Annotated in this window: 4 protein-coding genes; all 4 read left to right on the top strand. The window is 70.5% G+C overall.

Going from position 1 to position 16,181, the window contains the following annotated elements; all coding sequences use genetic code 11:
- Positions 1-97 precede the first annotated feature (97 nt).
- Positions 98-2,377, top strand: a complete 2,280-nt coding sequence (locus tag IPL61_03305; protein MBK9030358.1) for an AgmX/PglI C-terminal domain-containing protein — start codon at positions 98-100, stop codon at positions 2,375-2,377.
- A 427-nt stretch (positions 2,378-2,804) separates the two neighbouring features.
- A complete protein-coding gene (locus IPL61_03300) occupies positions 2,805-3,764 on the top strand; it encodes a tetratricopeptide repeat protein (GenBank protein ID MBK9030357.1) in 960 nt (319 codons plus the stop codon).
- A 354-nt stretch (positions 3,765-4,118) separates the two neighbouring features.
- On the top strand, positions 4,119-10,220 hold the full coding sequence (locus IPL61_03295; GenBank protein MBK9030356.1) for a hypothetical protein: 6,102 nt from the start codon (positions 4,119-4,121) through the stop codon (positions 10,218-10,220).
- On the top strand, positions 10,220-15,802 hold the full coding sequence (locus IPL61_03290) for a tetratricopeptide repeat protein (GenBank protein ID MBK9030355.1): 5,583 nt from the start codon (positions 10,220-10,222) through the stop codon (positions 15,800-15,802). The genes IPL61_03295 and IPL61_03290 overlap by 1 nt, the downstream gene beginning before the upstream one ends.
- The last annotated feature ends 379 nt before the right edge of the window (positions 15,803-16,181 follow it).

Raw genomic sequence — 16,181 nt, 5'->3', positions numbered from 1 at the left:
GGCGCGGACGTCCTCGGACGTCCGGCGCGCGCCCCTCGGGGCCTGAGTCACACGCCGTCGGCCTGGTTCCCTGAGTTCGCTCCTCTGGAGAATTCCCATGGCCGGTGGCAAAGTTCCTCTGACGTTCCGTCTCTTCAAGGGTGAGGAGTTCCTCCGCGAGGAGAAGCTGACCCTCCCCGTCATCAAGGTCGGCAAGCTGTCGTCGTCGCACCTGCGGCTCGATGACAAGAACGTCAGCCGGATGCACGCCCTCATCGAGGTGACGGGCCCCGGCGACGTGAGCATCATCGACCTGAGCTCGACCACCGGCACCTTCGTCAACGGCCAGAAGGTCAACAAGGCGAAGCTGCAGTCGGGCGACTCGGTCGTCATCGGCGAGACCCGCATCGAGGTCACCGTCGGCGGCGCCGAGGAGGACGACGACATCCCGACCCGCGTCCAGCCGCAGATCAGCGACGCGGCCGAGGCGGTGATCGCGTCGACCCCGCGCCCGGCCGCGCCGCCGCCGCCCGCCCAGATGGCGGCCCCCCAGATGTCCGCGCCGCCGCCGATGCCGATGGCGCCGCCGCCGATGGCCCAGCGCCCGCAGATGCCGTCGCCGCAGTCGGTGCCCGCGCCCTACGGCGTGTTCACGGCCCCGGCCCAGGCCGCGCCGACCTACGGCGCCAGCGGCTTCATGGCCGAGCAGATCGACGTCCCGGGCGCCCGCTCGGTCGAGATCGCCGCGATGCTCGGCGCGTCGGTCGTCTCGGTCAAGCACGCGATCAACCCGCGCGGCGGCAAGGTCACGCCGACCACCTGGGCCTTCATCGGCCTGGCGGCGTTCTTCCTGCTCATGGGGACCGTCGGCTTCGCCCGCGGCTACACCAACGCCTCGTTCAACGCCGGCAAGAAGCACCAGTGGACCGAGGTCGAGAAGCGCCCGTCGTGGGCGTTCCGGCCGCGCAAGCTCGGCATCGAGAACGACTTCATGATGTTCCTGGGCATGCCCCTGGGCATCGGCTTCGCGATCGCCGGCCTGCTCCGGGCCCGCGACGAGAAGCAGTCCAACCCGTTCTTCCGCATCGGCCAGGACGCCGAGTGCGAGTACCCGACCACCGACGCTCCGGCGGGCGCGTTCCCGCTCGTGGCGCCGTCGGCGAACCCGGCCGAGGACTTCGTCTTCAACTTCCTGCCCGGCATGGAGGGTGAGGTCTCGGCCGACGGCCAGTCGATCTCGCTGGCCGAGATGCAGGCCCAGGGCCGCGCGCGGCCGTCGATGACCGCCCCCGGCGGCCTCGAGATGTCGATCCCGCAGAAGGCCCGCATCCGCGTCAAGGCCGGCCAGACCACCTACCTGGTGACGTCGGTGCCGCAGCCGAAGCGCCAGCCGGTGCCGCTGTTCGCCGGCCTCGAGAGCCAGGTGCTGCTGTTCTTCCTCGGCTCGGCCGTCGCGCACATCGGCTTCTGGTTCATCCTCAAGAACGTCGATCCCGGCCAGGGCGGTGCGCCCACCGATATGTCGCTGTCCGAGCAGTCGTCGTCGAGCGCCAAGACCGAGTCGATCGAGGATCCGCCCCCGCCGGAGCCCGAGGAGACCGAGGACAACGGCGAGGAGGAGTCGGGCGGCACCGGCACGGCCATGGCCCTCGAGGAGGGCAAGATGGGCAAGAAGGACTCGGACCGCGCCGAGGGCCAGTACAAGATGAAGAAGAACTCCGACCAGGAGCAGCTGGCGCGCACCCAGGCCATCGAGCAGGCCCGCACGGCCGGCGTCCTCGGCTCGCAGGTCTTCGCCCAGGGCGGCACGTTCGCCTCGATCACCGGCACCGGTGACATCTCGAGCGGCTTCGACGACATGGACATCCAGGGCGGCCTCCTCGGCAACGAGGCGGGCGAGATGAACGGCGGCTTCGGCTTCGGTCGCTCGGGCTTCGGCCCCGGCGGCGGCGGCACCGGCTGGGGCACGATCGGCACCGGTCGCTACGGCACCATCGGCCACGGCTCGGGCACCGGCTCGGGCTACGGCATCGGCTCCGGTCGCGGCGGCATGCGCGGTCGTCAGTCGTCGGTCCCGTCGGTGCGCATCGGCCAGCCGCAGTCGGTCGGCGACCTCGACAAGGCCATCATCCGTCGCTACATCAAGCGCAACATCCAGAAGATCACCTACTGCTACGAGAAGCAGCTGCTCGCGTCGCCCGGCCTCGAGGGCACCGTCAACACCCAGTTCTTCATCAGCCCCAACGGCACGGTGACGACCGCCAACGCCAGCGGCGTCAACGGCGAGGTGTCGAGCTGCGTGGCCTCGGTGATCAAGGGCATCGAGTTCCCGAAGCCCAAGGGTGGCGGCGGCGTGCAGGTCAACTACCCGTTCAACTTCCGCCCGACCGGCGGGTGAGCGAGCGGAGGGGTTCCCCTCCAGCGGTTGGAACGCAGCGCCCGGCCCCAAGCCGGGCGTTCGGCGTTTCGGGGAGCGGCGTCGGCGTCGGAACCGGAGCCGGCGTCGGCGTCGGAACCGGAGCCGGCGTCGGCGTCGGAGCCGGAGCCGGCGTCGGAGCCGGAGCCGGAGCCGGAACCGGAACCGGCGTCGGAGTCGGAGCCGGAGCGGAGCCGGGCTCGGAGTCGGAGCCGGATCGGCGCCCGACTCGAAGCCCGACCCTCGCGCCAAGGCCGAAACCTGGGATCGGAGGTGTCAGCGATCGTCAGCGATCGTCGACGACAGCCCGGGTGTTTTCGGTGGACGCTGCTTTACGGCGGGAAACGCACGGTCTACGGTTCGGTCACTTGTCGTCGGCGCTCGCACCGCGCCGCCCTGGAGGCTCCTGATGTCGCGCTCGTTCGTCCGCACCACGCTGGCTTCGCTCTCGCTCGTGCTCGTCTTCGCCGCAGGCTGCGGCGACACGGGGCGCAAGGAATCGATCCAGCGCGCCAACGCCGGTCACAAGGCGCTCGGCGCCAAGCAGTTCGACACCGCCATCACCGAGTACAAGGAAGCGGTGCGGGCCTACCGCGACAACCACGCCGCCTACTACTTCATGGGCGAGGCGTATCGGCTCAAGAAGGACTTCGACAAGGCGACCGAGGCGTACGCCGAGGCGGTCCGCATCAAGCCCGACAACGTCATGTACCAGATGATGTACGGCGTCGCGCTCTACGAGGACGGCGTCGCCAAGGCCCGCGAGGACGCGGCCCGGGTCCAGAACAAGAAGCCGGCCGAGGTCGAGGTCGACTACTCGATGATCAACTTCGATCAGGCCGAGCAGCACCTGCTCGCCGCCGTCAAGCTGAACGCGGATCTGTACTTCGAGCACATGTACCTGGGCCGCATCTACCGGGCGACCAGCCGCCCGCGCGAGGCGGCCGAGTCGTTCTCGAAGGCGATCGTGTCCAACCCGCGCGAGTGGGCGCCCTACGTCGCGCTCAGCGAGCTGTACCGCAAGTGGGACTACCCGAACGAGGCGATCCAGGTGCTGACCCAGGGCGTCGAGCACGTGCCGGGGCAAGTCGAGAAGGCCGCGCTCCACTACCAGCTCGGCATGGCCTACACCGAGAAGCAGGACGACGCCAAGGCGATCGAGGCCTTCACCGCCGCCGTCGAGGCCAGCAAGGACCTGCACGTCGCGAAGTTCATGCGCGGTCAGGCCTACTTCCGGAAGGGTGACTTCAAGGCGGCCGACAAGGACCTCGAGGCGTATGCCAAGGCGGCGGGCCCGGCCGACGCGACCAACAAGTCGATCGCCCAGAAGATGCGCTTCTCGATCGCGGCCAAGCTCCAGGGCGGCTGATCGCGGTGGTCGCCCGCGCGCCGCCGGTCAGGCGCCGCACGCGGGTTGTCAAGCGAGGTGGCGGGCGTGATGGGGTAGGGGCGTACGGATCGACGGCCGCGTGCCGTCGAGGATCCGCATCCCCGCAGAAAAATTGACCGCGTCGCGCCTTCCTCGCCCACGGGGCTAGAAGTTTCCCTGCAAGTGCGGGAGGATGCGGCGCAGATGGATACGCGCACGCTGCTGAGGGAGCGCCTGCGCCGCGCCCGCGATTGGGCTGCGGCAATCGATGAGCTGGAGAAGGAGCTGGAGGGGTCCGGTGCAAAACCGGATCAATCTGAGCGCCTGTTCGAGCTCGCCCGCTTGACCGAGGACGTGATCCCGGAACGGGAACGCGCGCTCACGCTGTACCAGCGTGCCTGGAAGCTGCATCCAGACAACCTGAAGGCGTTGTCGCGGGCGCGCGAGGTCTACGGCGAGCTCGGGCGCCACGAGATGGTCGCGAAGCTCGGCGAGATGGAGCTCAAGAGCCCCGCCGCCTCGGCCGAGCTGCCTGGCATCGTCGGCGAGGCGCTGCTCGACAGCGGCCAGCGCGACAAGGCCAGCGCGGTGCTCGAGCGCGCGGTCGAGCGCACGCCCGAGTCGATGCGCGTCAAGGACGCGGTCGCGGCGCTGCAGTGCGACCCGGAGTTCTGGATCGACGAGGTCGAGCGCCTCACCGGCGACTCGGCGAAGTTCGACGACGCGACCGCCGCGCGCATGTTGCTGCGCGCCGCGCGCATCCTGCGGCTCGAGGCGCCCGACGATCCGTCGTTCGAGGCGACCCTGCGCGCGATCCTGACCAAGGACATCCAGGAGCCCTCGGCCAACGTCATGCTCGAGGCCGCGCTGGTCGGCGCCGAGCGCCTCGACGAGATCGAGGCGCTGCACGAGGCGCGCGCGCAGGCGACGCCCGCCGGCACCGAGCGCGCGGACCGCTATCGCATGTTCGCGCTGGTGTGGTTGACGCGGTTCAAGGATCGCGAACGCGCGGCGCGGTTCGCCGAGCGCGCGCTCGCGAACGTGGCGCTCGTCAACGGGGGCCCGCCGGGCCGCTCGATCGTGGCGCCATACGCGATGCTCGCCGCCTACCTGGGTGAGCGCGGCGACTGGAAGCGCGTGGTCGAGCTGGCCGAGCGCGGCCTCGGCCACGTCGAGGCGGAGGACCGCCTGTTCCTGGCGATCTACGCTGGCCGCACGCTCTGGAAGGAGCTGGGCGACATCGACGGCGCGCGCCGGTTCTTCCTCGAGGCTCAGGCCGTCGAGGCCGACGCGCCCGACGTGCTCGACTTCGCCAGCGCGCACGGGCTCGCCGCCGCCCCGGCGGCGCCGATCGCGCACGCCGCGCCCGCCGCCGTGGAGGCCCCGGCCGCGGCCCCCGCGCCGGTGGCCGAGGCGCCGTCTGCGCCCGTGGCCCAGGCGCCGGCGCCGGCTCCGGTCGAGGCCGCGCCGCCGGTCGCCGCCGCCCCCATCGAGGCCGCGCCGCCGGTCGAGGCCCCCATCGAGGCCGCGCCGCCGGTCGAGGCCGCAGTCGAGGCCGCGCCGCCGGTCGCCGCTGCGCCGGCCCCGGTCGCCGCCGCGCCGGCCGCGCCGGCGGTCTCGGGTGACGTCGCCGCCGCGATGGCCGCCGCGCGCGCCGCCGAGCGCGGCGCCGACAAGGGCGTCGCGGCGTGGAAGGACGTCGTCGCCAAGCACCACGCCGAGCTGCCGCCGCGGCGTGAGCTCGCGCGCGTGCTGATCGCCACCGGCGCCTGGCAGCCGCTGGTCGACGCCGCCAAGGACGAGGAGAAGGTCGCGACCGAGCCTCACGACAAGGCCGTCGCGCTCCGCGATCTCGCTCACGGCTACGCCAAGCTCAACAACGAGAACCAGGTCATCGCCGCGCTCACGGCGTCGCTGGCGCACGAGGCCGACGACGGCGCGTACGATCAGCTCGCCGAGATCTACGAGCACAAGAAGCGCTGGCCGGATCTGGTCAAGATGCTCAACGAGCGCGCCGATCGGGCCGAGGGCCCGGCGCAGATCGCGCTGCACCTGCAGATCGCCAACCTCTACCTCGAGCGGTTCTCGAACCAGGCCGAGGCGATCAAGGCGTTCGAGCGCGTGCTCGAGCTCGACGCCGACAACACCGAGGCCGCGAGCCACCTGCTCGCCGTCTACGAGAAGCGGCGCGACTGGGAGAAGCTGATCAAGCTGCGCGAGGCCGAGATCGCGCGCGCGCCGGCGAGCGAGCGCCCGGAGCTCACGATCGAGGTCGCGCGGATGGCGCAGACCAAGGTCAAGAAGCCCGAGATCTGCATGTACTGGTGGGAGAAGGTCCTCGAGGTCGACGCGACCCACGAGGAGGCCCTCTCCGAGCTGGCCAAGCTCTACGAGCGCAACAAGGACTGGGCCAAGCTGGCCGCGGTCTGCTCGAGCCAGGCCGACAACGCCGCCGACGACAAGGTCCGCGCCGACGCGCTCCAGCGCCTCGGCCTGCTCTACACCGAGAAGCTCGAGGACACGAGCGCGGCGATCAGCGCGTGGCAGCGGCTGCTCTTGGTCGACGACCAGAACCGGCGGGCCCAGGACGCCCTCAAGAAGCTGTTCGTCGCCGACGCGCGCTGGGACGATCTCGAGGAGTTCTACCGGACCCGCGGCAAGATCGACGAGTACGTGCGCGTGCTCGAGCGCGAGGTCGAGGCCGGCCCCGAGCCGCACCGCCTGACGCTGGCCGGCAAGATCGCGGTGCTCTACCGCGACGAGCTCGGCAAGCCCGACCGCGCCATGCGCGCGTTCGAGAAGGTGCTGTCGCTCGACGAGGCCAACCTGGCCGCGGCCGAGGCGCTGATCCCGCTGTACGAGGCGGGCCGCGATCCCAAGAAGCTGGTCGGCGTGCTCGAGATCCAGCTCGCCGCCACCGAGGACGTGCACCTGCGCCAGGAGCGGCTCAAGCGCCTGGCCGAGTACAACGAGGAGAAGCTGCGCGACAAGGGCGCGGCGTTCGGCTGGTGGCTCAAGGCCCACGCCGAGGACCACGAGGCCGAGTGGATCCGGGTCGAGCTCGAGCGGCTCGCTCAGGACACCGGCACCTGGCAGGAGCTGGTCGCCGCGTACGGCGCCTCGCTGCCGAAGTTCAGCGCCACGATCGACGCGCTGCCGCTGATGAGCGTGATGGCGACCGCGCTCGAGCAGGAGCTCGGTCAGAGCGATCGCGCGCTCGAGCTCAACCGCCAGATCGTCGACGCCGATCCGTCCAACCAGGACGCGCTCGACGCGCTCGAGCGGCTGTACCTCGGCAAGGGCCAGTTCCAGGCCCTGCTCGACGTCTACACCAAGAAGCTCGAGCTCTCGCACGACGTCGACGAGCGCGTCGACATCCAGGCCAAGATCGGCCAGCTCTACGAGGACGAGGTCAAGGACGACGGCAAGGCGATCGCCGCGTACCAGGGCATCCTCGACGCCGTCGGCGACGAGCCCAAGGCGCTGTCGGCGCTCGACCGGGTCTACCAGCGCAACGCGCGCTGGTCGGAGCTGGCCGACGTGCTGTCGCGCCAGATCACGATCGTCGGCCCCGACGACGACAAGCTCCGCCACCTCGAGCTGAAGTTCCGGCTCGGGCAGCTGCGCGAGCAGCACCTGAGCGACGCCGGCGCGGCGATCGAGGTCTACCGCGACATCCTCGACCTCGACCCCGGCCACGCCGGCGCCCGGACGCGCCTCGAGGCCCGCCTCGGCGACGCCGACCACAAGCTGGCCGCCGCCGCGATCCTCGAGCCGATCTACGAGCAGCTGGGCGAGTGGCGCCCGCTGGTCGGCGTCCACGAGATCCAGGTGGCCGCCGCCGGCAGCGAGCCGCTGCGCAAGGTCGGCCTGCTGCTGCGCATCGGCGAGCTCGAGCGCGCCAAGCTCGGCGACGTCGAGCGCGCGTTCGGCGCGTTCGGCCGGGCGTTCCAGGAGGATCCGGCCACCGAGGCGTCCAAGGCGCAGCTGGTCGAGCTGGCGGCGCTGGCCGACGACGGCTGGGCCCGCCTGACCACCCTGTTCGAGCAGGCGACGACCCGCGCGGATCTGCCGCCGTCGTTGGCCCACGAGCTGTGCAGCGACGTCGCCCGCAACTACGAGGAGCGGCTCGGCAAGAGCGACCGCGCGGTCACGTTCTTCAAGAAGGCGCTCGAGCTCGAGCCCGACGATCGCGACGCGCTGGCCGCGCTCGAGGTGATCTTCGCGCGCGACGAGAAGTACGTCGATCTGCTCGAGGTCTATCGGCGCAAGGCCGAGATCGCCGAGGACCCGGCCGAGCGCCTCCAGATCCTGTTCCGGATCGCGTCGATCCACGAGGAGATGCTCAGCCAGCCGACCGAGGCGATCCGCGCCTACGACGACGTGCTGGCCCAGGACGCCGACAACCTGGCGGCGCTGCGCGCGCTCGACCGGCTGTACGTCGGCGGCCAGCTCTGGCAGGACCTCGGCGACAACCTGACCCGGCAGCTGACCCTGTGCGACGACGATCGCGTGCGGGTGCCGCTGCTCAACCGCCTCGCCAGCCTGCGCGAGACCCACCTCGGCGAGCCCGCGGCCGCGATCGAGACCTACCGCCAGGTGCTCGAGATCGACGCGCACAACGCCGAGGCCACGGCCGCGCTCGAGCGCCTGCTCGGCACCGCCGGCGGCGAGCACGAGCTGACGATCGCGACGATCCTCGAGCCGATCTACAAGCAGTCGGGCGCGTGGCAGAAGCAGATCGGCGTCTACGAGATCATGGCGCGCCACGCCTTCGATCCGGCGCGCAAGATCGAGCTCCTGCACCAGATCGCCGAGCTGCACGAGATCGGCGGCGACGACGGCGCCAAGGCCTTCGACACCCACGCCCGGGCGCTGCGCGACGATCCCCGCCACGAGGCCACCGCCGCCCAGCTCGAGCGCCTCGCGCGCGTGCAGGGCCGGTGGAAGGACCTGGTCACGCTCTACGACGGCGTGGCCAAGGACTCGACCGAGGAGGACCTCAAGGTCGCGCTCCTGTTCAAGCAGGCGCAGATCCACGAGCACGAGCTGGGCGACGACGCCGCGGCCGTGGCGACCTACGGGCGCGTGCTCGCGGTGGCGCCGGGGTCGGTCGAGGCCGCCTCGGCGATCCAGGCGATCCACGAGCGCAACGCCGACTGGCCGGCCCTGGTGTCGGCGCTCAAGAAGAAGAGCGACATCCTGCTCGATCTCAACGAGCGCAAGGCGCTCTTGTACCGGGCGGCGCAGATCGAGGAGGAGGTGCTGTCCGACAACGAGGCGGCGGTCGCGACCTTCGGCCAGGTGCTGGCGGTCGACGACGTCGACCTCCCGGCGATGGACGCCCTCGAGCGCCTCTACATCCGCCTCGAGCGGTGGGAGCCGCTCAAGGACATCTACGCCAAGAAGGCCGATCTGGCCGAGGATCCGTCCGACAAGACCAAGATGCTGTACGTGCTGGGCCAGGTCTACGACCGCGAGCTCGCCGACGTCGCCAAGGCGATCGAGACCTACCAGGCGATCCTCGACATCGACCCGGACGAGACGCCCGCGATCCAGGCCCTCGACCGGCTCTACGGCCAGGCCGAGCGCTGGTACGACCTGCTCGCCAACCTCGAGCGCCAGGTCGAGCTGTCGGACATGGCCGGCGAGATCGTCGGCCTGAAGTACCGGATCGGCCAGCTCTGGCAGCTCCGCCTCGGCGATCAGTCGCGGGCGATCGAGAGCTACCGCGAGGCGCTGGCGATGGAGCCGAGCCACGCCGAGACCCTGGTCGCGCTCGACGGGATGATCCGCAAGACCGACGGCGAGCCGGTCGCGGCCGCGCGCGTGCTCGAGCCGATCTACGAGACCACGGGCGAGTACGCCAAGCTGGTCGAGGTGCTCGAGGTGATCATCGCGCACACCGACGATCCGCTCGCGCGGGTCGAGCTCCTCCACCGGACCACCGCGATCCACGAGCAGCAGCTCGACGCGCCCCGGGCCGCGTTCGCGGCGCTGGCGCGCGCGCTCAAGGACGACAACGCCAACGAGCTGACGCTGGGCCACCTCGAGCGCTTCGCCGAGATGACCGGGCAGTGGGGCGAGCTGGCCACGCTGTACACCACCGAGGCCGAGAAGTCGCTCGACGTGCCGCGGCAGGTCGATCTGCTCGCCCGCCTGGCGCGGGTCTACGAGCAGGAGATGGGCGCCGATCCGGCCCACGTCGACCAGGCCATCGCCACCTACCGGCGCATCCTCGACGTCGAGTTCGACAACAAGCCCGCGGTGCTGGCGCTCGACCGGCTCTACACCGCGACCGGCCGCTGGAAGGAGCTCACCGACGTCCTGCGGCGAGAGATCCGCCTGGCCGAGTCCGACGACGAGGTCACGGCGCTGCAGTTCCGCCTGGGCCAGACCTCGAGGACGCCCTCGACGACAAGAAGGGCGCGATCGAGACCTACCGCGACATCTTGATGGCGACGCCGGGCAACGAGCCGACCCAGGCCGCGCTCGAGGCGCTGTTCTTCGAGGGGCACTTCCAGACCGACATCGCCAACATCCTCGAGCCGCTCTACGAGACCGCCGGCGAGTTCGAGAAGCTGCACCGGATCTACGAGGTCCAGCTCGGCAAGCTGACCGTCCCGGCCGATCGGGCGGCGATGCACCACCGGCTGGCCGAGCTGGCCGAGGGCCGGCTCTACGACCAGCAGCGCGCGTTCGCGTGGTGGGGCCAGGCCACGGTCGAGGATCCGCGCTCGGAGCGCGCGATCGAAGAGGTCGAGCGCCTCGCCGGCGAGACCGCCGGCTGGGACGAGCTGGTCGCGGTCTACACCCGCGCGCTCGAGCGCCACGCCGACGCCGACGTCCGGCGGCAGACCCTGCTCCGGCTCGCGCGCGTGCACGAGTTCGAGCAGCGCGACGCCCACGCGGCGGTCACGACCCACCTGCGCGTGCTCGAGCTCGAGCCCAAGGACCCCGACGCGCTCGCGGCGCTCGATCGCCTGTACCTGGGCGCCGGGATGTACGACGAGCTGGTCGAGGTGCTGCGGCGCCGGATCGAGATCTCGACCGATCCCGACGAGCAGACCGAGCTGCAGTTCCGGCGCGGCGCGATCTTCGCCGACGCGCTCGGCGACCTCGACGCGTCGCTGGCCTGCTACCAGGCCGTGCTCGAGCAGGAGAGCCGCAACCGGCGCGCGCTCGAGGCGTGCGAGGCGATCCACTTCCGGCGCGAGGAGTGGGCGCACCTCTTCACCACCTACGAGAAGCTGATCGACGTCGCCGACGGCGACGACGAGCTGGCCGACACCTACGCGCGCATGGCGCGGCTGTCGTCGGAGGCGCTCGACGCCGACGACCGCGCGGTCGATCTGTGGGGCCGCGTCCTCGACATCCGCGGCGAGGATCCGCTGGCGCTGTCGGCGATGGCCGATCTGAACCAGCGCGGCGGCAAGTTCGAGGAGCTGGTCGAGGTGCTCGAGCGCCAGGTGGCGGTCGCGCCGTCCGACGCCGAGCAGATCGCGCTCTACAAGCGCCTGGGCCGGGTCTGGGCCGACAACCTCGGCCGCGATCCCAGCGCGCTCGACGCGTGGCTGTGCGCCGACCGGCTCGATCCCCGCGACTTCGAGACGCTGACCGCGCTGGCCGGGCTCTACCGCTCGACCCAGAGCTGGGACGAGCTGTCCCAGACCCTGCGGCGGATCATCGACGTCGGGCAGGAGCAGGATCGGGTCGACGAGGACCAGGTCATCGAGCTCTACGCCGAGCTCGGACGCCTCGAGGGCGACGTGCTCGGCCGGGTCGACGAGGCGGTCACCGCCTGGCGCTCGGTGCTGGCGATCGACGCCGGCGACTTCCGCGCGCTCGCGGCCCTCGAGGGGCTGTTCACGCGCGAGGCCCGCTGGGAGGAGGCCATCGAGGTCCTCGAGAAGCGCGCCCTGGTCCAGGACGAGCCGACCGAGCGGATCGAGACGCTCTTGCAGGCCGGCGCCACCTGGGAGGAGAAGGTCGAGGACCTGGGCGCCGCCGCCGAGGTCTACGAGCGCGTCCGCGCGATCGACAACAACAACCCGGTCGCGTCCGATCGCCTCGAGGTGATCTACCGCGCCCAGTACAAGTGGACCCAGCTCACCGAGATCTTGCTCGAGCGGGCCGGCCACCGCGAGGACGTCCACGAGCAGATCTCGCTCCTGGGCCAGGTCGCGAAGATCTACGAGCAGGAGCTCGGCGATCAGGACAACGCCTACGTCGTCCTCGAGGAGGCGTTCAAGCGCGACTTCTCGCACGAGGAGGTCGCCGGCGAGCTCGAGCGCCTGGCCACGGCCACGAACCGCTGGCAGGAGCTGCTCGGCGAGTACACCCACCAGGTCCGCGACCTCGAGACGACCAACCGCAGCCAGGCCGCGGACCTGTGGGTCAAGATCGGCCGCTGGTACGGCGAGCACCTGGCCCACATCGACTACGCGATCCACTCGGTGCAGCAGGCGCTGCGGATCGATCCCGCCCACGTCGGCGCCCTCGCGGCGCTGGCCGAGCTGCAGCGCAAGCGCGGCGCCTGGGGCGAGCTGGTCGAGACGCTGTCGCGCCAGGCCGCGGCCGAGAAGGACGCGGGCAAGCGGGCCGAGGTCAACCTCGCCCTCGGTGATCTGCTCGAGAACCAGGTGATGGATCAGGGCCAGGCCATCGCCGCCTACCAGGCGGCGCTGGTCAACGACCCGACCTCGGTGCCCGTGCTGTCGTCGCTCGAGCGCCTGTACCGCTTCCACCAGATGTGGGAGCCGCTGATCGACGTGCTCGGCCGCAAGGCCGCGCTCGATCAGGACGAGGCCGAGGTCATCCGGCTGCGGATCGAGATCGGCCAGATCTTCGATCTGCGCCTGTACGACGCCGGCCAGGCGATCGGCTCGTACCAGGCCGTGCTCGAGCGCGACGCGTCGAACCTGTCGGCGCTGCGGGCCCTCGAGCAGCTCTACGAGAAGACCGGGCAGTCGGAGAAGTACCTCGAGGTCCTCGAGGCCCAGCTCGACGCCTCGCCGACCGACGCCGAGCGCGTGTCGCTGTACGAGCGCATGGCCTCGGCCTGGGAGGAGCGGTTCGGCAAGCTCGACCGCGCCGCCGAGGCGCTCGAGAAGATCGTCGCGCTCGACGGTCGCAACTACGGCGCCTACCGCGAGCTGTCGCGCCTGTACCACCAGGCCGGCCGCTGGGAGGCGCTGGTCGAGACCTACCGCAACCACATCCTCAACACGAGCGACGTGGCGACGCGGGTCGATCTGTACTGCGCGATGGGCGTGGTCTACGAGCGCGAGCTCCAGGACTTCGATCGCTCGATCGAGGCCTACACCGACGTGCTCGGGTTCGACCCCGACGAGCCGCGCGCGCTCGACGCGCTCGGCCGCCTGTACGAGAAGATCAACGACTGGGACCGCGCCATCGACGTGATGTCGCAGCTGGTCACGCTGACCGCCGACGGCAAGCGCCAGGTCGATCTCTACTACCGGATCGGCCGGATCCAGTACGGCCAGCAGGGCGACGTCACCGAGGCCGAGGCCAACTTCGTCCGCGGCCTGGCGGTCGACCCCGGCCACGTCGCCACGATGGAGGCGCTGACCAAGCTCTACGCCGACCGCGGCGACTGGCTCAAGGCCGCGCAGATGATGGAGCGGGCCGAGGCCCACACGCCGGTCGTGCTCGACAAGATCCGGCTGCTGTTCGAGGCGGCGCAGATCTACAACGATCGGCTGCACAGCGCCGACCGCGCCAAGCCGCTGTTCGCGGCGGTGATCGCGCTCGACCCCGAGCACGTCGACGCGGGCCGGCCGCTGGCCGAGACCTACTTCGCCGGCCGCGAGTGGGCGAAGCTGTCGCCGGTGATCGACATGCTGGTCCGCAAGGTCGCCCAGAGCCGACCGGACCCGCGCGAGCTCAACGAGCTGTACTACCGGGCGGCGCGCACCGCCGACGAGCTCGGCGACTACGATCGCGCGCTCCGGAACTACGAGGCCGCCTACAACATCGACTCGACCTACCTGCCGACGCTGGTCGGCCGGGCCGACCTGCTCTTCAAGATGAGCGACTGGGACGGGGCCGGGAAGATCTACCAGACCATCCTGGTGCAGCACCGCGACAGCCAGCCCGAGGGCGAGGTGGTGCGCATCTACAACCGGATGGGCATGGTTCGGCAGAACCTGAACGAGCGCAAGAAGGCGCTCAACATGTTCGAGAAGGCGCTCGAGATCGATCCGACCCACCGCGAGACCCTGCAGGCGGTGGTGGCGCTCCAGACCCAGCAGAACGACTGGGAGGCCGTGGTCCACGCCAAGCGCGGCCTGATGGTGACCGCCGAGGCCGACGAGAAGGTCGCGCTGCTCGACGAGATCGGCGGGATCTACCAGACCAACCTGGCCAACGCCGGCAAGGCCGTCGCGGCCTTCCTCGAGGCGCTCGAGGTCACGCCCGACGACCACTCGCTGCTCCAGAAGGTGCTCGACATCTACACGGAGACCAAGCAGTGGAAGAAGGTGGTCGAGACCATCCAGCGGTTCATCGACCTCGAGACCGACGGCATCCGCCGCGGCTCGTACTACCTGGCGGCCGGCACGATCGCCCGCGACGAGCTCAAGGCGTCCGACGAGGCGATGGACTACTACAACCTCGCGCTCGACAACTTCTTCGCCGATCCGGCGCGGCTGCCCAAGAGCTACATGCCGCGCGCCCTCAAGGCGTTCGCCGACATCGACAAGATCCTGACGACCAAGAAGGACTGGAAGTCGCAGGAGCGCGCCTACCGGCAGATGATCAAGCGCCTGCCGCAGCCCGCGGCCGGCGCCGGCAGCGACGACACGTACTTCACGCTGCGGGTCAGCCTGCTGCACGCGCTCGGTGAGATCTACCGGTCGCGCCTCGGGCACTTCCAGAGCGCGATCGGCGCGTTCGAGGTGGCCCAGGAGCTCGACGCCGGCAACAAGGAGCGGGCCGAGATCCTGGCCGAGCTGTACGTGCGCGCCGGCGCCGAGTACGCCGACAAGGCCGTGTCCGTGCACATGGGCATGCTCCGCGACGAGCCGTTCAAGTACGACTCGTACAAGGCGCTCGACAGCATCTACAAGGACGCGCACCAGTACGACAAGCGCTGGTGCATGTGCGCGACGCTGGCCTTCCTCAAGAAGGCCGACCAGGAGCAGCTGCAGTTCTACGAGCAGTACAAGCCGCGCGGGCTGGTCAAGGCCAAGAGCCTGATGACCGGCGAGTCGTGGGGCAAGCTGATCCACCCCGACGAGAACCGCTACATCTCCGCCATCATGGGCGCGGTCTGGAGCGGCGTCGCGGCCATGAAGGCCTACCCGCACAAGGAGCTGGGCATCAAGCGCAAGGACCGGCGCGGGCTCGCGACCGACCAGCTGATGTTCTCGAAGCTGTTCTACTACGTGGCCCAGGTCCTGTCGGTGCCCATCCCCGAGGTGTTCGTCATCGAGGACGGCAAGCCGGCCGACATCCAGCTCGCCAACTTCGTCGAGAAGACCGAGCTGTGCCCGGCGTTCGTGGTGCGTCCGCACCTGCTGTCGGGCAAGACCGAGCGTGAGATCGCGTTCCTGTCGGCGCGGCGGCTGACGTTCATGCGGCCCGAGTACTACCTGAAGCTGCTGTTGCCGACGAACACCGAGCTGAAGGTCGCGCTGATGTCGGCGATCATGCTGGTGCGGCGCGACTTCCCGGTGCCGCCCGATCTGGTGCCGCTGGTCCAGCAGTACATGCCGGAGATCCAGAAGCGCCTGAACCCGGCGATCTACGAGCAGCTCGCGGTGGTCGTGAACCGCTTCATCTCCGCGGCGCCCCAGATCGACCTGGGCAAGTGGGGCCACGCGGTCGACGCCGCCTCGCACCGGGCGGGGTTCGTGGTGTGCGGCGATCTCGAGGTCGCGGCGCGGATGGTCTCGGCCGAGCCGGTGACGGTGGGCGGGCCGCAGGTGAAGGACAAGATCAAGGAGCTGGTGCTGTACTCGATCAGCGAGGAGTACTTCGCGGTGCGGCAGCAGCTCGGCGTCACCATCGGGTAGGCCGCTGCGCGCTCAAGGGCGCTGGCTGCGGGGCCCGCCACCTGCGTTGGTGGGCCCCTCCCACGTCCTCACGTACAGACGTACGCTCCGGCGTGGGGCCCTCCCACCGCCTTGGTGGCGGGCCTCCTCGCCGACGCGCGCGTGACGCGTGAAGCTCCGAGGCGAGTTAGTCGCCTGGTTTGGGCCTGCACGACTACGCCGGCCCTGGCGCGAGGTGTATCGGCTCGCTGGACCTGAGGTGGTGGTGGTCTAGCTGGACCGCGCGAGGAAGCCCAGGGGCAAGGCGACGGTGGGGCCCCGAGGCCGAGCGTACGTCTGTACGTGAGGACGCGGGGAGGACCCGGCAACGCCGCCCATGGGCTCCGCAGCCGGTCCGGTC

The sequence above is a fragment of the Myxococcales bacterium genome, assembly GCA_016717005.1.
GTDB lineage: Bacteria > Myxococcota_A > Polyangia > Haliangiales > Haliangiaceae > UBA2376.
The sequence above is the reverse complement of the archived record's forward strand: the minus strand, read 5'-3'. Positions and strand labels throughout refer to the sequence as shown.

Bases quoted from the DNA above. Each gene is read 5' to 3' on its own strand.
- IPL61_03300 (MBK9030357.1), top strand. From the start codon at position 2,805: ATGTCGCGCTCGTTCGTCCGCACCACGCTGGCTTCGCTCTCGCTCGTG.
- IPL61_03305 (MBK9030358.1), top strand. From the start codon at position 98: ATGGCCGGTGGCAAAGTTCCTCTGACGTTCCGTCTCTTCAAGGGTGAG.
- IPL61_03290 (MBK9030355.1), top strand. From the start codon at position 10,220: ATGGCGACGCCGGGCAACGAGCCGACCCAGGCCGCGCTCGAGGCGCTG.